20 protein-coding genes are annotated in these 18,055 nt (G+C 57.4%); 4 read left to right on the forward strand and 16 right to left on the reverse strand.

The annotated features are described in order from the left end of the window. Nucleotides 1-192: 192 nt before the first annotated feature. The 10 genes from AC2FLG_RS14460 to AC2FLG_RS14505 form a co-directional block, all read right to left on the reverse strand. Nucleotides 193-423: a hypothetical protein gene (locus tag AC2FLG_RS14460; RefSeq protein ID WP_496706745.1), complete on the reverse strand. Its 231-nt coding sequence runs from the start codon at nt 421-423 to the stop codon at nt 193-195. A 36-nt stretch (nt 424-459) separates the two neighbouring features. After that, nucleotides 460-1,323 carry an EamA family transporter gene (locus AC2FLG_RS14465; protein WP_496706747.1) on the reverse strand — a complete coding sequence of 288 codons (864 nt, stop codon included), beginning with the start codon at nt 1,321-1,323 and terminating at the stop codon, nt 460-462. 3 nt (nt 1,324-1,326) lie between these two features. Continuing rightward, nucleotides 1,327-2,112: a phosphodiesterase gene (locus AC2FLG_RS14470; protein ID WP_271949821.1), complete on the reverse strand. Its 786-nt coding sequence runs from the start codon at nt 2,110-2,112 to the stop codon at nt 1,327-1,329. Between the two features lie 207 nt (nt 2,113-2,319). Then, nucleotides 2,320-2,853, reverse strand: coding sequence for a transcription termination/antitermination protein NusG (gene nusG / locus AC2FLG_RS14475; protein ID WP_142637254.1), 534 nt, complete (start codon nt 2,851-2,853; stop codon nt 2,320-2,322). A gap of 201 nt (nt 2,854-3,054) precedes the next feature. Beyond that, a complete protein-coding gene (gene secE, locus AC2FLG_RS14480) occupies nt 3,055-3,252 on the reverse strand; it encodes a preprotein translocase subunit SecE (RefSeq protein ID WP_142636925.1) in 198 nt (65 codons plus the stop codon). Nucleotides 3,253-3,322: 70 nt separating this feature from the next. Continuing rightward, nucleotides 3,323-3,481 (reverse strand): cbb3-type cytochrome oxidase assembly protein CcoS, encoded by a 159-nt coding sequence (gene ccoS, locus AC2FLG_RS14485; protein WP_142636927.1) that lies wholly within the window; start codon nt 3,479-3,481, stop codon nt 3,323-3,325. A 5-nt stretch (nt 3,482-3,486) separates the two neighbouring features. Then, on the reverse strand, nt 3,487-5,664 hold the full coding sequence (locus AC2FLG_RS14490; protein WP_271949818.1) for a heavy metal translocating P-type ATPase: 2,178 nt from the start codon (nt 5,662-5,664) through the stop codon (nt 3,487-3,489). 3 nt (nt 5,665-5,667) lie between these two features. Then, the gene (locus AC2FLG_RS14495; protein WP_281973106.1) at nt 5,668-6,126 is read right to left on the reverse strand and encodes a FixH family protein; all 459 of its coding nucleotides are present in this window, start codon (nt 6,124-6,126) and stop codon (nt 5,668-5,670) included. A 2-nt stretch (nt 6,127-6,128) separates the two neighbouring features. Next, nucleotides 6,129-7,556 carry a cytochrome c oxidase accessory protein CcoG gene (gene ccoG / locus AC2FLG_RS14500; RefSeq protein WP_496706749.1) on the reverse strand — a complete coding sequence of 476 codons (1,428 nt, stop codon included), beginning with the start codon at nt 7,554-7,556 and terminating at the stop codon, nt 6,129-6,131. 100 nt (nt 7,557-7,656) lie between these two features. Continuing rightward, nucleotides 7,657-8,532: a LysR family transcriptional regulator gene (locus AC2FLG_RS14505; protein WP_281973104.1), complete on the reverse strand. Its 876-nt coding sequence runs from the start codon at nt 8,530-8,532 to the stop codon at nt 7,657-7,659. A gap of 100 nt (nt 8,533-8,632) precedes the next feature. Between AC2FLG_RS14505 and AC2FLG_RS14510 the strand changes: the two genes are divergently transcribed. Further along, nucleotides 8,633-8,815, forward strand: a complete 183-nt coding sequence (locus tag AC2FLG_RS14510) for a hypothetical protein (RefSeq protein ID WP_281973103.1) — start codon at nt 8,633-8,635, stop codon at nt 8,813-8,815. Between the two features lie 103 nt (nt 8,816-8,918). Here the strand turns inward: AC2FLG_RS14510 and ccoP are convergent, their stop codons facing one another. From ccoP to ccoN, 4 genes are read right to left on the reverse strand one after another with little or no spacing between them, the layout of a single operon-like run. Further along, entirely contained in the window at nt 8,919-9,782 is an 864-nt protein-coding gene (ccoP, locus tag AC2FLG_RS14515) for a cytochrome-c oxidase, cbb3-type subunit III (RefSeq protein WP_142636939.1), read from the reverse strand. Beyond that, a complete protein-coding gene (locus AC2FLG_RS14520) occupies nt 9,779-9,991 on the reverse strand; it encodes a cbb3-type cytochrome oxidase subunit 3 (protein WP_142636941.1) in 213 nt (70 codons plus the stop codon). Before AC2FLG_RS14520 ends, ccoP begins: the two co-directional genes overlap by 4 nt. 11 nt (nt 9,992-10,002) lie before the next feature. Then, nucleotides 10,003-10,731: a cytochrome-c oxidase, cbb3-type subunit II gene (ccoO, locus tag AC2FLG_RS14525; RefSeq protein WP_142636943.1), complete on the reverse strand. Its 729-nt coding sequence runs from the start codon at nt 10,729-10,731 to the stop codon at nt 10,003-10,005. Between the two features lie 14 nt (nt 10,732-10,745). Beyond that, nucleotides 10,746-12,353: a cytochrome-c oxidase, cbb3-type subunit I gene (ccoN, locus tag AC2FLG_RS14530; RefSeq protein WP_142636945.1), complete on the reverse strand. Its 1,608-nt coding sequence runs from the start codon at nt 12,351-12,353 to the stop codon at nt 10,746-10,748. Nucleotides 12,354-12,548: 195 nt separating this feature from the next. On the opposite strand from ccoN, the gene AC2FLG_RS14535 reads away from it, so the two are divergent. Beyond that, nucleotides 12,549-13,388 (forward strand): universal stress protein, encoded by an 840-nt coding sequence (locus AC2FLG_RS14535; protein WP_142636947.1) that lies wholly within the window; start codon nt 12,549-12,551, stop codon nt 13,386-13,388. Nucleotides 13,389-13,416: 28 nt separating this feature from the next. Here AC2FLG_RS14535 and AC2FLG_RS14540 read toward each other — a convergent pair whose 3' ends face one another. Together AC2FLG_RS14540 and fnrL are read right to left on the reverse strand one after the other, a co-directional pair. Continuing rightward, the gene (locus AC2FLG_RS14540) at nt 13,417-13,671 is read right to left on the reverse strand and encodes a GlsB/YeaQ/YmgE family stress response membrane protein (protein ID WP_142636950.1); all 255 of its coding nucleotides are present in this window, start codon (nt 13,669-13,671) and stop codon (nt 13,417-13,419) included. Nucleotides 13,672-13,743: 72 nt separating this feature from the next. Further along, nucleotides 13,744-14,487, reverse strand: coding sequence for a transcriptional regulator FnrL (gene fnrL, locus AC2FLG_RS14545; protein WP_496702633.1), 744 nt, complete (start codon nt 14,485-14,487; stop codon nt 13,744-13,746). Between the two features lie 61 nt (nt 14,488-14,548). On the opposite strand from fnrL, the gene hemN reads away from it, so the two are divergent. Beyond that, entirely contained in the window at nt 14,549-15,904 is a 1,356-nt protein-coding gene (gene hemN, locus AC2FLG_RS14550; protein WP_496706751.1) for an oxygen-independent coproporphyrinogen III oxidase, read from the forward strand. Between the two features lie 207 nt (nt 15,905-16,111). Next, on the forward strand, nt 16,112-18,040 hold the full coding sequence (locus AC2FLG_RS14555; RefSeq protein ID WP_496697674.1) for an elongation factor G: 1,929 nt from the start codon (nt 16,112-16,114) through the stop codon (nt 18,038-18,040). Nucleotides 18,041-18,055 lie beyond the last annotated feature (15 nt).

Raw genomic sequence — 18,055 nt, forward strand, 5'->3', positions numbered from 1 at the left:
ACACAGCTCTGCGGACGATGCGCGCGCTACTTTCGAGGACAACACTTCGGGTGACAAAACATCAGCGGTACACGCAGCTAAAATCAAGAAAACAAAATAGATGAACGCACGCATGAAAAACGCCTTGTGGTCACTTTTTTGAAAAAAACATTCGGTCAAATCAATAGGGCAGTTTTGTACCAACCCAGATCATCAATGTAAACGTTCAGCCATCCAAGATGCCGCACTGACTAGGGCAATGCGGCCCCTCAAAATCCACCGAATAAATTTTGCCTCCTGCCTCTGGTCATCCACGCCCTCGACAATCCCGTCGAAATCCACGAATGGACCAGAGTAGGCCGTGACCTTCTCGCCGATTTCGAACGAGATCATCAGCTTGGGCGCTTCGCCACCTCGCTGAGTGATGTAGAAAACCTGGTGCACCTCTGCCTTGCTTGCCAGTTGTCGCGCAAAGGCAAATCAGGACTGTGTGATTGCCAATATCCCAAGCGCGATCAGGCTGGCCCAGCCGATGCGGTGGAGAAAGCGCGGCTCTTTCAGGACGAGCGCGGCAAGGACTACGGATACCGGAATCGAGGCCTGCCGGACCGCGCTGACAGGTGCGGCCTCGGCGCCTAACTGGAAAGCTTTCAGGATAAAAAGATAGGATAGATAGGACGCAACCCCCGCGAATACGATCCGCCACGGGGCGAGTGTCCAGCCTCGTACCACGCCTAGAAATGGGGTCAACATATGGCGATCTTCCCAGGCCCGGATGCCGGCAAGGGTCGCTGTCACCAGGATATAGCAGTAGAACAGGAAAGGCGCGGGCGTTGTTTTTTGCATAGCGTTTGCGTCGCTCAGCGAATAGGCGGCCGAGCCCAGCATCGCCATGACAGCCAGCGCAAAAGCCTTGTGATCATGCAGCAATCCGCCCGGCGATTTCTGGATCATCAGGCTGCCCATCAGGACCAGCGAAATCCCCACAAGGATGAGCCACGAATACTGCTGATCCAGCGCAAGCCAGCTAAATGCAACGATGGCAATCGGCGAGGACCGGATGATCGGATAATACACCGAAAGGTTGCCCCGGCGCAGGGCTGAAAGCGTGCCATAGTAATAAAAACTCAACCCCAGGGAAGAAACCAGCACCAGAGGCCAGACCTCGCGGCTGACGGTCAGGGGTTGGCCGACCAGTCGAGCGTGAAGCGCCGCAAGAATGACCCAGGTCAGCGCTACACCGACATAACAGGACACCGGATGCGCCGTGTCTTTCAACAACAGATCCCGCAGCGGATGTGTCGCCGCCGAAATCAGAACAAGAACAATCAGGCCAAGTTCCATATCTCAGGTCTGATGAAGCGGATTGCGCTGCAGAAAGGTGTTATAGTGCACAGTCATCTGGTCGTCCGCGATCTGCACAACACCATAGGCTGGCGGTTCATCACAGAATTCCCCGTCAACACTGTCGGCAGTCAGAGGGATTTGGTGATTGAGGCTGGGCAGGCTGGTGAACGGGATGCCACGCCAGTTCACATAGGTCATGCGATGGACATGCCCATAGAAGACGTGGCGAATGTTACGCCCGTGACCGAGTGTTTCAAAAAACACTTCGGCTTCGACCAGGCGGATGTCGTCCACATAGGGAATGCCGATGTCAAAAGGCGGGTGGTGCATGAACAAATAGCAGGGCTTATCCCCCGCCGAGATCAGCTGTTCTTTCAGCCAATTCAAGCGCAAGGTGCACAGCTGGCCTTCATGCATATCCGCACCGTCTTTTGTCGTATCCAGAAAGATAAACTTTCCCGCGTCGGTCTCGATGCTGTGCTGAACAAAGCCATTTGAATCCACAGGGTCATCCGTAAAGACCGTTCTGAAAACCTTACGATCATCATGGTTGCCGATCATCAGGTGACAAGGAAGCTGGAAACCGTCCAGATGTGACTTGAGCACCTGATAGGCTTCAGCCCTTCCAAACTCGGCCAGGTCGCCGGATATCACGCAAAACGCTGCATCCGAATGCCATTTGGCGATATCCTCAAGGCAACGGGCAAATTGGGTCGAAGGAACGCCGCCATTCAGGTGCCCGTCTTGGTCAACAAGGTGGATATCTGTGATATGTATGAATTTCATCTACCTGCCCACTTGCCTTGCATGGTTGTCCAAATATGCCAGGCGGCCGGGTTCCATCCCGATTGGTTACGACAAAGATTATCCCGATTTCGACAGATCAGTTCCGCCCTGAATTGCCCAGGTCTGATAACGGGCTGAAGGCTACAAAACAAGAAACGCCGCAGTGCCCAAGGCAACGCGGCGTTGTCAAATTTCGCTAATTGGAAATTAGCTTTGTTTGGTGACCTGAGTGAAGTCCAGCTCGACCGGGGTTTCCCGACCAAAGATCGAGACCGAGACCTTCAGCTTCTGGTTATCGTCATCCACACCTTCGACCATGCCGTCGAAATCCTCGAACGGACCGTCATTCACCTTGACCTTCTCGCCAATTTCGAACGAGATCATCAGCTTGGGCGCTTCTTCGCCTTCCTGGACACGGTTGAGGATCTGGTTCACCTCGGCATCGCGCATCGGCATCGGGCGGCCTTGCGGGCCCAGAAAACCAGTGACCCGGTTGATCGAGTTGACCAGGTGATACCCTTGATCCGACATTTCCATATGCACCAGCACGTAACCTGGCATAAAGCGACGTTCGGTTGTGACTTTCTTGCCCCGGCGAACTTCGATCACCTCTTCGGTGGGCACCAGAACTTCGTCAATGTCATCCTCAAGGCCCTGCTCGGCCACCGACGTGCGGATCTGCTCTGCGATCTTCTTTTCGAAATTCGAAAGAACGCTGACCGAGTACCACCGTTTCGCCATGAACCTGTCGTCCTTGTTTGCCTTCGGCTGTATTCCATCTACCGGAAAAGCCGTTATTGAAAATCTGTCGCGTCACCCGGAATAAAAAGCGGCGCACAGCCCGAATCGCCGCACGCCCATTCCGAATAGTACCGCGTCACCTACTCTGACATCGCAAGCTGTGCAAGGGGGCAGCGACGTTTCCGCCCTGCCTGGCCCGGTTTAACCGAACATGCCCAGAATCAGCTGCAGGCCACCACGAATACCAAGATCGACCAGCGCAAAGAACACAGCCGTCAGTGCTGCCATGATGAACACCATGACCGTGGTCAGCAACACCTCGCGGCGGGTTGGCCAGACGACCTTTGAAACCTCGGCACGGACCTGCTGAATGAACTGGATCGGATTCATAGTTGCCATTTGGCTTTGTTCTCTCTGCTAGCGGATGGGCCGGACATAACCGGGCATTGAGGCAATTTCAAGGGGGCCGTCAGGGCTTGGGCTTATCGTCCCATTCGTCGCTTAGAATGCGGCGCGCATCGCCTTCGGGGTCGTCATACTGGTTCGACCGAACGGTATAGATGAACGCAAACAGGCCAACCCCTCCCAATAGCAGGGAAATCGGTATGAGATAGGCCAGAACTTCCATTCAGATCACCTTAGCCGCAGCGCGTTCAGAGAAACGGTAATGGACGAGGTCGACATTGCCAATGCCGCGATCAGCGGCGTGGCTAGGCCCGCAACCGCCAGTGGCACTGCAATGATATTATAGATGGTTGCAATACGGAAGTTCTCGCGAATCCGTTTCGTTGCCTTAACCGCGGTATCGCAGGCACCCGCAATCGGCGACAGGTCGTTACCCAACAGCACGATATCGGATGCCACGCGCGCAGCATCTAGCGCCGAGGCCGGTGAAATCGACACATGCGCCGCGGCCAGCGCCGCCGTGTCGTTCAGCCCGTCACCAACCATCAGGACGTGGCAGCCTTGATCCCGCAGGCTTTGCACATGGGTTGCCTTGTCCTGCGGCAGGGCCTGCGCAATCCATGTCTCAATCCCCAGCTTACCGGCCAGCGTCTCAACCGCGCCTTGCGTATCGCCCGAGATCAAAATGACCTTTTTCCCCTCATCGCGAAACGCCTGAACCGCCTCAGCCGCACCAGCACGCAATGTGTCCGAGAACAAGAACACTGAAGGCGCCCGCCCTGCTAACGACAGCCAGGCCGCAGTTTGTTCAGCCTCTTGCCCACCGGTCCATTCGGCGCGTCCCAGACGCACGGGATGGTCCTGAAAGATGCCTTCGGTGCCGTACCCCGGAACCTCATAGATCCCCTCGACATTTGCGGGCGTGACCCCCGCTTGACGGGCAGCCTGCGCCAGCGCAACAGAGAGCGGGTGCGACGAGGCCTCGGCCAGTGCCAGTGCAATTTCCAGATCGCCGGGCGCATGATCCGCAAGATTGGTCAGCTCCGGCGTTCCCGAGGTCAGTGTTCCCGTCTTGTCGAACACAACCGTATCCACCTCGGCGAGGCGTTCCAGCGCTGTGGCGTGTTTGATCAGCATCCCCTTGCGGAACAACCGGCCCGAGGCCGCCGTCGTCACCGCCGGTACGGCCAGACCCAGCGCACAGGGGCAGGTGATGATCAGCACCGCTGCTGCGATATTCAGCGCGGTGCGGATATCGCCGGAATAGATATACCAGCCCAGAAAGCTCAGCGCCGACAGGATATGCACGCCCGGTGCATAAAGCTTGGCTGCCTTATCCGCCAGCGAAGTATAACGCGACCGCCCAGATTCCGCGATGGCCACAAGATCGGCCATGCGGTGCAGCGAGGTATCCTCACCCACGGCTGTCGCCCGTACGGTCAATGGACCCGTTAAATTTACCTCGCCAGCACTGACCGTCAGACCGGTTTCCGCAAATACCGGCAAGGTTTCACCCGTCAGCAGCGATCGGTCGAGCTCGGATTGCCCGGAAACGATTTCGCCATCCACCGGCATTCGGCCTCCGGGACGTACCAGGATCAGATCACCCACGCTCAGCGTTGCGACGGGCACCTCAACTTCTTGACCATCGGCCAGCCTGATCGCGCGCGGAACTTCCAACGCGGTCAACTCCTCGGCTGCGGATCGGGCGGCGGCGCGGGTACGGTAATCCAGATAGCGACCGGCCAGCAGAAAGAACGTCAGGGTCAGGGCGGCGTCAAAATAGGCGTGCTCACCACTCAGCGCGGTTTCCCACAGCGATGTGGCCAATGCCAACAGGATTGCCAACACGATCGGCACATCCATATTCAGGCGACCGACGCGCAAGGCGCTCCAGGCATTGGCAAAGAAGGGCTGCGCCGAAAACGCGATCGCAGGCAAAGCAATCGCTGCCGAAATCCAGTGGAACATGTCGCGCGTTGCATCGGTTGCCCCTGACCAGACAGAGACAGACAGCAACATTACATTCATCGAGGCAAAACCAGCCACCGCCAACCGCATCAACAGGTCGCGACCAGCTTTGTCGGACTGCGTGGCAGACAGGGATCCAGGGTCCAGCTCGTGCGCCTCAAAGCCTACGCGTTCAAGCACCGGGATCAGATCGGCGGCCCGCAGATCGGGCGCGGCTTTGACCATCGCGCGTTTCAAGGTCAGGTTCACGCGCGCGTCCTCGACCCCGGGCTGGGCATTCAATTCACGCTCGACCGTGGCAATACAGGCCGAGCAGTGAATTCCCGGCAATGACAGCGCGATCTGCACATCCTGCGGGATCGGCCTTGCGGGCTCTGCCGGGGCGGCGATACAGCCGGGGCAAGCTGCGGTGCCAGAGGACATCTGCGCAGACATCCCCTAGCCCTTCACATAAAGCGGCACGCGCTGTGCAAACTCGGCCCCGCTGTGATCTTTGGCAACCAGCCGAATGTTCCAGTTGCCCGGACCCAGCGATGCCGGAGTCGCATATGCAGTCCCGTCGAATGTGAAATCAGGAGCAAAATCATCTTTGACATGGGTCGCGCGGCCCACAACGGCCTGCAGGTCAGCCACCTTGACCGGTGCGCCCGTCTGATCGGTTATATGCAGGATCAGCAAGCCGCCCGACATCTCGGCGCGGATAAACCAGCCCAGCGCCTGATGTTCCTTCAGGCGTTCGTTGAATTCCTGGCTGGCGACATAGGAATTCTTGACCTCGAGCCCCGGAAAGGTCTTCACCGCGCTATAGGCCAGAACCAGGTTCACCGTGATGATCACGCCAAAGGATGCAACGAACACAGCCAGCGCATGTTTGCCGGTGAATTTACGTTCAGCCATGTTCAGTTCCCTCGTCCGTTAAACGTGGTGTCCTTATAGGCGCGCTCACCGCTCTGCAGGTCTTCGACCCAGATGCGGACCGGCGTCGTATCCAAAGTTGCTGGCCCGGTGTCGCCCGATGCGACGATGTAAACACGGGTCAACTGTGCCGTGTCCGCCGTCACATTGACAGTCTCACCTTCAACCCCCTCGATCTGTATCTTCAGGGCCGGATCACCGGACAGGGTCAGTTGGAATGGGCGGTCCTCGCCATGTTTGTTCCGCAGTCGTACATCATAAGTGTTACGAATAGTGCCGTCAGAAAGGGTTACAAATGTCGGGTTTCGCACCGGCGCTACGGTCAGATCAATGTCAGACCGGATGAACAGGGCGAACAAAAGCGCGAAGCCAACCGCAGACCACATACCCGTATACATGATGGTCCGAGGCCGCAGGATGTGTTTCCAGACATTCTTGGGCGGATCACCGGCGCGTTCACTCGATTCGTCGCTCAACGCCATGTAGTCGATCAAGCCACGCGGCTTGCCAATTTTGGCCATCATGTCATCGCAGGCGTCGATGCACAGCGCACAGGTGATACATTCAAGCTGCTGACCGTCGCGGATGTCGATACCGACAGGGCAGACATTCACACAGGCCATGCAATCAATGCAGTCCCCAAGATCGGAATCCGCGGTCCGCTTGCCTTTGCCGCGCGGTTCACCGCGCCATTCGCGATACCCAACCACCAGAGTATCCTCGTCCATCATCGCGGCCTGAATGCGCGGCCAGGGACAGGCGTAAATACAGATCTGCTCGCGTGCGAACCCACCGAACAAAAAGGTCGTCCCCGTCAGGATCAATATGGTTGTATAGGCGACCGGATGTGCATTTCCGGTCACTAGATCACGGACCAGCGTTGGCGCATCCGCGAAATAGAACACCCACGCACCACCCGTTGCCAGACCAATAAACAGCCAAGCGACCCATTTGGTCACACGCAGCCTTGCTTTGTGGAAATCCATCTTTTTCTGACGATGCAGGCGCAGGCGGGCGTTTCGATCACCTTCGATCCAGCGCTCGACCAGAATATACAAGTCAGTCCAGACGGTCTGCGGGCAGGCATAGCCGCACCACACGCGCCCCAGCGCCGATGTAAACAGAAACAGGCCCAGACCGGCCATGATCAGCAACCCGGCCACGAAATAGAACTCGTGCGGCCAGATCTCGATCCAGAAAAAGTAAAAGCGCCGGTTGGCCAGATCCAGCAGCACCGCCTGGTCCGGAAGGCTGGGACCACGATCCCATCTGATCCAGGGTGTGACGTAATAGATCCCCAGCGTTACCGCCATGATGAACCATTTCAGGTTGCGAAACGGGCCGGACACGCGGCGGGGAAAGATCGGTTCGCGCGCTGCGTATAGGCTGGGGGCGGGGTCGGAATCGCTCACGGGCTGGCTCCAGATGTAGCTGTTCTACGGCGTCTTCTTCCAGATCATACGGGCAGCCACTTTGACATGGGTCAAAAGCGCATCGTAAAGACACCTTTTGTCACATCTTACCAGCTTGCCGCCTGAGCCACCTGATAAATATCTTCACCCCTGGACGAAGCGGCATATTACCGGTGACAATATGGTATCCGCGCCCGTCGGGTTCGCGGAACAGTTCGACCAATCGACCCGCAATGATATCCGCTTCGACAAAATGCCGCACGGTGGCTGTTACACCCTGCCCGGCGCGCACTCCCTCAAGCAGCAGGTTTCCCGGCAAGGCGATGCGGCCAGCGCCGGGGCTGTGGTCCACGCCGTGACGGGCCAGCCATTGCGTTGCCTCCGTTGTGCCGAACTCCTCAAGCCAGGGCAGACGGCTGAGTGCTTTAGGTGTCACAGGTGCCCGCCCAGTCAACAGGGATGGCGCAGCGACAATCACGATCGGACTTTGCAACAGCAGTTCGGCCGTCACATCGGGCCAGTCCCCTGCCCCATATCTGATCGCCAGATCCACGCCGCCCGGGCGCAGATCGACCAACCGGGGCGAAGGATCCAGCGCAAGGTGAATGCCTGGATGCTCGGCCTGAAATGCGGGCAAGCGCGGCATAAGCCACGAAGCTGCGAAAGAGGCCGTCAGCGATACGTGGACCGGGCGATCCTCGGTTGTACGCTTCAGGTCAGTGACCGCCGCACCTATGGCCCCAAATCCCAAATACAGGGCACGCGCCAGAACCTTGCCCTCGGCCGTCAGGGTCATGGATTTACCGGATCGGTCCAGAAGGGCCAGATCCAGGTGTTTTTCAAGCGCACGCAGTTGTTGGCTGATCGCTGCGTGACTGACATTCAGCGACGCCCCTGCCTGAACAACATTTCCAGTCTCAGCAAAGGCAGAAAAGGCGCGCAAAGCCGCAAGCGGCGGCATATCCATCCAGTTCATCTGTAAGTCCTACTTACATATTGGAATGGTAATTGAGTCGCATTTATCAGGCTAAAGATCAATCCTGATAACAGCGGCAACACAATCCAGGAGGGATCAGATGCTTGCGATACTGGCACGAAGTTTCATGGTAGCCACCAAAACAGAGGCTAACGGCAAAGGCACTGGCACAGATAGCCGCGACCTTGCGCGCAGCAGCTGGCTGCCGGACCATCACTGGTGGATTGAAAAGTCTGGCCCGCGCGAAAAGGCGCATCTGGACTGCACCAATGGGGGCCTGTAGTCTGATAATAGTAGCACCGGCTGTTCAGGAAACGCGCGAACAGAGAGAACAGCCGGTGCCTTAACCTTCGGGCGGCGAACCGTCCGAAGGTATTCTTTTGGCCTTACTGACCGCCACCCAACTGGTGGACATAGGCCGTCACAGCGCGGATCTGCGCGTCCGTAAGGCGGTTTTCCCAAGCAGGCATTACACCGAAACGGCTATTGGTCACGGTCTCAGTCAATGCCTCTGCGTCGCCACCATAGAGCCAGATCGCATCGGTCAGGTTGGGTGCGCCCTGAAAGACGTCACCAGTGCCATCCTCGCCATGACAGGACGAACAGTTATCTTCGAAGACAACCTTGCCTGCCTGCGCAGCTACGTCATCAGTCTGCGCATTGGTCAGGGACATCACGTATTGAACCACTTGGGTGATCTCGTCATGTTCCAGGATTTCGCCAAATGCAGGCATTTCGGAATAGCGCGCATCGTCGCTTTCCTCGTTGCGAATGCCATAGGCGATTGTGGTCTCGATATCCTCAAGCGAACCACCCCACAGCCAGGCGTCATCCAGCAGGTTCGGGAATCCTGGTGCACCCTGCGCGCCTGAGCCGTGGCATTGCGCACACCAGGTACGGAACACCGCGCCCCCGGCATTCGCCGCGTATTGCTGCAGTTCGGGATCTGCCGAGATATCTTCAAGCGATGTTTCCACAAGCTTGGCGTTCCAAGGGGCATTCGCCTCCTCAAACGCAATCATCTCTTCTTGTACCAGAGCGCGAGAGGACCAGCCCAAAACGCCAGCAGTGGCGGATTGAACCAAGGGCCATGCGGGATACATGATCGTATAGATTACCGCCCAGAAGATGGTGGCGTAGAATGTCCACAACCACCAGCGCGGCATCGGGTTTTCGAATTCTTCGATACCATCCCAGCTGTGGCCGGTTGTACTCGGATCACCCGGCTGTTTTTCAGGTGTCTTGCTCATTGCCGCGCCTCCTTGGATGTGGCGGGATTGTCGTCGCCCCGCAGGGGCGCTGGTGCATCATCATGCCGAAACGGGATATTCGCGGTGTCCTTGTATTCCTTGCTGGAACCCGGGCGAAAAACCCAGATTATGATCCCAACAAAGAAAACAAAGAGCAGCAGCAACATCCAGCTATCCGCGAATTGCCGTAAGAGTGTATATTCTTCCATCACACCCTCCTTTACCGGTTCGCGTCTGGGGTGAAGGTCGAGAAATCGACCAGCGTTCCCAGCATCTGCAGATAAGCGACCATCGCATCCGCTTCAGTCAGCTCGGGCTGACCATCGAAGTTCCGCACGCTGACCTTGTCACCATAGCGTTCCAGCAGGCCGTCATAGTCACTGTCGGGATCGGCCTGCGCCCGGAAATCCGCCACGGCGTTCTCCAGCATCTCTTCGGTATAGGGCGTGCCTACCAGCGCATTCGCCTTCATGACATCACCGATGTACTTACCGTCAATCTTGCGATGCTCGAGGAAGCCGTATTTCGGCATTACAGATTCAGGTACCACCGACTGCGGGTTGCGCAGGTGATCCACATGCCACTGGTCAGAATAACGACCACCGACACGGGCCAGATCAGGCCCGGTGCGTTTGGACCCCCACTGGAAGGGATGATCATACATTGATTCAGCCGCCAGCGAGTAGTGGCCATAGCGCTCGACCTCATCCCGCATCGGGCGGATCATCTGACTGTGGCAGACATAGCAGCCTTCGCGGATATAGATGTCACGGCCCGCCATTTCCAAGGGGGTGTAAGGGCGCATGCCCTCCACTTTTTCGATGGTGTTCTCAAGATAGAACAGCGGGGTGATCTGCACGATGCCACCGATGGTCACGACCAGAAAGCTGAAGATCAGCAGGAGGGTCGCGTTGGTCTCGAGGATCTTATGTTTGTCGAGAATTGCCATTGCTCCGGCCCTCCTTATTCAGCCGGGACCGCGACGGTCAGGCTGGCCTCTTTGGCCGGCGCTTTCCGCACAGTCATCCACAGGTTGTAGCACATGATCAGCGCCCCAGCGAGGAACATGACCCCACCCAGAGCTCGCACCACATACATCGGGAACTTGGCAGCCACGGTGTCGGCGAACGAGTTCACAAGGAAACCGTTGGCATCCACTTCGCGCCACATCAGGCCTTCCATGATACCTGTCACCCACATCGACGCGGCGTAGAGCACGATGCCGATAGTGGCGAGCCAGAAGTGCCAGCTGACCATTTGCAACGAATACAGACGCTCACGCTTCCACAAGACAGGAACCAGGAAGTACAGCGCACCAAAGGTGATCATGCCGTTCCAACCCAGCGCACCCGAATGCACGTGACCAATGGTCCAGTCGGTATAGTGGCTCAAAGAGTTAACCGCTCGGATCGACATCATCGGGCCCTCAAAAGTGGACATGCCATAGAAGCCGACCGAAATCACCATCATCCGGATCACCGGGTCCGTACGCAGCTTGTCCCACGCACCCGATAGGGTCATCAGCCCGTTGATCATACCACCCCAGGACGGCATCCACAGCACGATCGAGAACACCATGCCCAGTGTCGAGGCCCAGTCAGGCAGCGCGGTATAGTGCAAGTGGTGCGGTCCGGCCCAGATATACAGGAAGATGAGCGCCCAGAAGTGGATGATCGACAGCTTGTAGCTGAACACCGGTCGCTCGGCCTGTTTCGGGATGAAGTAGTACATCATACCCAGAAAGCCGGCTGTCAGGAAAAAGCCCACAGCGTTGTGGCCGTACCACCACTGGATCATTGCGTCCTGAACGCCTGACCAGACGATGACAGATTTCGAACCCCAGATGCTGACAGGGATAGTCATGTTGTTGACCAGATGCAGCATGGCGACGGTAACGATAAAGGCCAGGTAGAACCAGTTCGCCACATAGATATGAGGCTCTTTCCGCCTGACAATCGTCCCAAGGAACACAGCCAGATAGGCCACCCAGACGATGGTCAACCACAGGTCAACATACCATTCCGGCTCGGCGTATTCCTTGGACTGGGTTCCGCCCAGCACATACCCGGTCGCAGCCAGCACAATGAACAGCTGGTAGCCCCAGAAAACGAACCATGCCAGATTGCCGCCCCACAGGCGCGCGGCGCTGGTCCGCTGGACGACGTAGAAGGACGTTGCGATTAGTGCGTTGCCGCCAAAGGCAAAGATAACCGCCGATGTATGTAGCGGACGCAATCGGCCAAAATTCAGATATCCTTGTGCCCATTCAAAGTTCAGCACCGGATAGGCCAGCTGAAAGGCGATGAATGTCCCGGCAAGAAAACCAACCACGCCCCAAAAGGCCGTCGCGATTACGCCGTAACGGACCACATCGTCCATGTATTCGCCTGAACGATCTATGAGGATATCTGGCTCATCCGTGTTTCTAAGCGTCCAGATGAACAATCCCGCGGCGATCAACATCACCAGAATTGCATGCACCTGATACGCCAAATCGCGTGCATAATTGGTCCCGATCGCTGCAAACAGCACGATCAGACCAAGCACGATCAGCTTGATGTAATTTGACATATTGCGTCCCTTTGCCATGCTCCGCGCGATTCTTTTTTGTCGCGGAACCCATTTGACTGGTCGTTGTTTTGTCCGAGGACAGCCCAAACTGCTTTGATCTGTATCAAGACAGAATAGCGAATATTATGACAAGGCTACAGAAATGATTTGGCCGGAATGTCGCGGACGGAACGGCCCTGGAGGCAAGAGGTCAAGATGGCGTATAAGTCCCTTCTCACAGTTCTAACGGAAACGGAACAATCGGCCCCGGCGCTTGCACAGATGGCAGCCCTGGCCACAGCCCAGGATGCGCATGCCGAAGCCCTGTGCCTGGGGGTCGATCGCAGTCAGACCGGTTATTACTATGCTGGCGCCAACGCGCTGATTCTGCAGGAGACCCTGTCCCGCGCCAAAGCAGAGGCCGAGGACACCCTGCACTATGCAGAGACCTATCTGAACAGTTCCGGCGTACGCTGGTCTGCGGAAAGCGGCGTGGCCCAGATTGCCGATATTGGTCGCCACGTTGCCCATCGGGCGCGGTTCTCGGACCTTGTTATTTTGCCGCAACCTTACGGAAAAGACCGCAGCGTCGAAGCAGAGCCTATCGTCGAGGCAGCCATGTTCGAAGGTCACGCTCCGGTTCTGGTCATTCCCGAAAACACGACGCCTTTTGACAAGCCCGGTACTGTCTTGGTCGGCTGGAACGAAAGCGTCGAAGCCATGCGCGCAATTCGCTGCGCCCTACCCTTCCTGATCGGGGCCGATCAGGTGCGGATCGTGGTGATCGACCCACCAACGCATGGGCCGGATCGCTCGGACCCCGGTGGGTTGTTGTCCCAGATGCTGTCGCGCCACGGAGTTAAGTGCGAAATCGACGTGCTCAGCAAAACAATGTCGCGTGTATCGGACATCCTGAACCGCCATGCGACGGATACCGAAACAGATATGATCGTCATGGGCGCCTATGGGCATTCCCGATTCCGAGAAGCCATCCTGGGCGGCGCGACACGCAATATGCTGGAACAATCGACTGTTCCGGTGTTCATGGCACATTGAAACGGCAGAGCCGCCCAGCGGGCGGCTTTTATCCGCGTTTCACAAGGCCGATCAGGAAAAGCAGAATGATTGCCCCAATGGTGGCGAAAATAATTGACGAGACCAGACCGCCGCCGACGGCAAAACCAAGGGCTGGGAAAATCAGCCCGGCCAGAAATGCCCCGACAACGCCAACGATGATGTTACCAATCAAGCCGAATCCCCGGCCTTCCATGATCTTTCCGGACAACCATCCCGCGATGGCACCAATAAGCAGCATGGCCAAAAGGCTGCTGAATCCCATGACTTACTCCTGACGCAGTTTCACTGGTCCCACTAAACCACGGTTAAGACAACGGGTCACGCCGTATGTGAATCACACCAGATATCCGCCATCGGAATCGTCGCCTGCCTCTTCCATCAACCGGCCCATATCCGGAACAGATACACGGCGCTTTCCTTCTAGCAAGATGATCTCGTCTTTCTTCAAGGCGGATATCTGACGGCTGACGGTTTCCAGTGTAAGGCCAAGGTAGTCTGCCATCGCCTCGCGCGTCAGCGGAAGATCAAAAACGATTGGGCTGGAATTCCCGTTCTGCCCAATCGACGCATCCCGGCGCGCGATGATGGACAACAGGCTTGCGATTTTTTCGCGCGCAGTCTTGCGCCCCAGCACCAGCATCCATTCACGGGCAGCGTCCAGCTCATCCAGTGTCATCTGAAGCAAACGATGCGCGATATGCGGAGTAGCACCCATCAGTTCTTCGAACGGCTTCTTACGGAAACAGCACATGACAATGTCAGTCGTTGCCACGACGTCGTAAGGCGCTGAATCTCGACCGGGACGACCGACGAAATCGCTGGGCAGCAAAAGGCCAACCATCTGCGTGCGCCCATCTTCCATGGTCTGAGTCAAAGAAGCGATCCCCGACACGACCGAGCCCACGAAATTCATCTGATCACCGGACCAGATGATTGTCTGCCCAGCCTCGAAGCTGCGATAATATTTAATACCTTCAAGAAGCTCCAGCTCATGAACATCGCAATGCGCGCAGACTGCTCTGTGGCGGATTGGACAATCTTCACAGTTTGTATGATCGATTTTGAAAATCTGTGTCATGCGCGTTCCCACTTGATCTCTATCAAGGTTGCTAGGCGTGCCGTCCTCTAACGGTATCGCCATGATAGTTAAACCACAACTTGCAAAGCTTGGACTATTTGACGCGAAAGTACCGCGCTACACAAGCTATCCAACAGCCCCTCACTTCAACAATGATGTGGGGGTAAACCTTTACGAAGACTGGATTACCAGCATTAAACCCGGCAGCTCCGTCTCGTTGTACATACACGTGCCCTTCTGCCGCAGGCTGTGTTGGTTTTGTGCCTGCCGAACACAGGGGACTCAAACTGACAACCCGGTCATCGCCTATGTCGACGTCCTCAAGGCCGAGCTTGATCTGCTAGCCGCGTGCCTGCCTCAAGGCGTCACCCTCTCGCGTCTGCACTGGGGCGGCGGCACACCAACGCTGTTGAATCCCGATCTGATGCGGGATCTGGCCACACGCATTCTGGATGTTGTACCGCTAGGCCCGGGTGCTGAATTCTCGGTCGAAATCGACCCGAACGAGATTGACCAAGCCCGACTGGACGCGTTGGCCGAAGCGGGCATGAACCGTGCCTCGATCGGCGTGCAGGATTTCGACGATGAGATTCAGAAAACTATCGGTCGCGTCCAAAGCTATGACACCACGCGCGCAGCTGTGGACATGATCCGTGCCCGCGGCATTACCAGCCTGAACGCTGATATCCTGTACGGTCTGCCGCATCAGACCAAATCAAGGATGACAGAAAGCGTACAGAAACTGCTGTCACTGAACCCCGACCGCGTTGCGCTGTACGGATACGCCCACGTGCCGTGGATGGCCAAGCGGCAACAGTTGATTCCTTCGGACGCATTGCCCACGCCCGAGCAACGTCTGGAGCTGTTCGAGACGGCGCGTCGACTGTTCCTCTGGGATGATTACGCCGAGATCGGAATTGACCACTTTGCCACGCAGGATGATGGCCTGACACATGCGCTCAGGGCCGGGCGACTGAAACGGAACTTTCAGGGTTATACGGATGATCAGGCCGAGGTGCTGATCGGTGTGGGCGCAAGCTCGATCTCGCGATTTCCTCAGGGCTACGCCCAGAACGCACCGGCAACATCGGCCTATACGAAAGCCATCCGCGAGGGGCGCTTTGCAACCTCGCGCGGACATTTGTTCAAAGGGCAGGACATTTTACGCGCACGTCTGATCGAAGCGCTGATGTGTGATTTTCAGATCAATTCGGCTGAGATTCTGCGTGACCACAACATATCCGCCCAAGAGCTGAACGAGATGTACCAGAGGGCCAATGCCGACTTCAACAATCTGCTACACGTCACCAAGGATGGCCTCTTCATTCCACCCGAGGCCCGGCCGCTGACCCGAATGATTGCCCGCAGCTTTGACGCCTATGACCTGAGCAAGGCAGGCCACAGCTCGGCGATCTGATCGCTTACAGGTGGGCCCGGTTGTGCGGCCCGCCGCTTAGATACCAGTACAGGGGCTTGACGCGAGCCTCTGGTTGTCTTCACACTTGGGCGGAACGATCCGAACCCTGAGGCAGGTGAATTCGCAGTCAGTCCTCGCCCACGCAGCCGTGTGGGTCGGCCCTTTTCGTGCAGGTATTACTGCAACCTGAAAAGAGGGACATCACTCATGCGCGTATTCACCGTCCTCGGCCCCAGCCAATCTGGCAAGACAACCCTAGTCGAGGCCATAAGCCGCCTCGACAACCGACCCACCACATTCGATGTCTCCGGAACCGTGCACTTGCACGGTTTTTCTTACTTGGACGAGCCCTGGTGCGCGATCGATGTGGACGGGGGCAGCGACAATCTGGGTTATGTCGGACCAGCCATGGCGATTTCGGATGCGGCGGTTGTTGTTGTCCCGCCGGACCCAGACGCGGCTGTCTTGTGCGCGCCCTATCTGCGGCTGGTTGAAGAGGCGGGCATTCCCTGTTTCCTGTTCATCAATCGGATGGATGCCCCAAATGGCCGTATCCGGGATATCATCGCCGCGCTACAGACCTACTGCACCCACCACATCGCCCTACGTCAGGTCCCTATTCGCGACGGCGAGACAATAGTCGGCGCGGTCGATCTGATCTCGGAGCGGGCTTGGAAATATCAGGAAGGCCAGCCCTCGGCCCTGATCGAACTGCCGCACTCGGTCGAGGACCGCGAACAAGAAGCCCGCACCGAGCTGCTAGAGACGCTGTCGGATTTTGACGATCACCTGTTGGAGCAGCTGATCGAAGACAAACAGCCCGCAAGTGCCGAGATCTACGATCTGGCCGCGCAGGTTTTGCAGAACCACCAGTTGATCCCCGCCTGTCTGGGCGCGGCCAGCCATGGCAATGGCCTGACCCGCCTGATGAAAGCCCTGCGGCACGAAGCCCCTGAGTTCAACATTGCCGCCAACCGCGATGAGGCCACCGAGACTGCCCGCGCCATTGCGGGATTCGCGGACGTGAAGAAACATATCGGCAAGATCATCGTCCTTCGTGGCCTGGGAGATGGCGTGCGTGCGCATGAAGCTTTGGGAGGTGAGACAGTCGGCAATCTGACGACACTTGACGCCAAGACCCAGATTTCCGGGCTGGAGGCAGGTCAGATCGGGCTGGCCGTGAAATCCGATCACCTGATCCCAGGCAATATTTACGACAGCAAATCCGAATCTCCGTTGCCGGAATGGGCATCATCACATCCAGTCGCCCAACGTCAGATCGTATCACCCGCGCATGAGCGAGATGACGTGCGCCTGTCGAACGCTCTGACCCGTCTGGTCGAGATCGACCCCGGTCTCCATCTGGAACAGGATGAGCTGACCGGCCATGCGGTGCTGGGCTCTCAAGGCCCGCAGCACATGCGCCGGATCACCGCCAAACTGGCCGAAGATTTCGGGATTGAAATCGTGGCCGACCCGATCGAGACCGCCTATCGCGAAACCATCCGTGCGCCCATCGAACACCGCCACCGTCACCGCAAGCAATCCGGTGGTGCGGGTCAGTTTGCAGATGTCGTGATCTCGGTCACGCCCATGCCGCGCGGATCAGGGTTTCAGTTCGAAGAGATCGTGAAAGGCGGTTCGGTGCCGCGCAACTATATTCCCTCAGTTGAACACGGGGCCAAGGACGCGCTGGAGCAGGGGCCCGAGGGCTTCCCTGTTGTTGATGTCAAAATCACGCTGAGTGACGGCAAACACCACAATGTGGACAGTTCCGATTATGCTTTCCGCACCGCAGGCAAGAACGCCGTACGCGAGGCGCTGCCTCAGGCCAAACCGGTGGTCCTGCAACCCATTCTGAACGCAGAGATTCACCTGCCATCCGATTTTGTCGGCGACCTTGTCCCCACGATCAGTTCCTTACAGGGTCAAGTGCTGGGATTCGAAGGCAACCCCAACGCTTCGGGCTGGGAGATTTTCAATGCCCAACTCCCTGCCGTGGCCGAGGATGAGTTGCATCGCACCCTGGCCAGCGCCACGCGCGGCACCGGTTGGGTAAAGTTAAGCTTTGATCACTATGAAGAACTGCGCGGCCCGATACCGAAAGCGGCAACACGGGAAACCGCAAACGCGTGAAAAACACGGAGAGCG

Source organism: Ruegeria sp. CDSA193 (assembly GCF_059611885.1).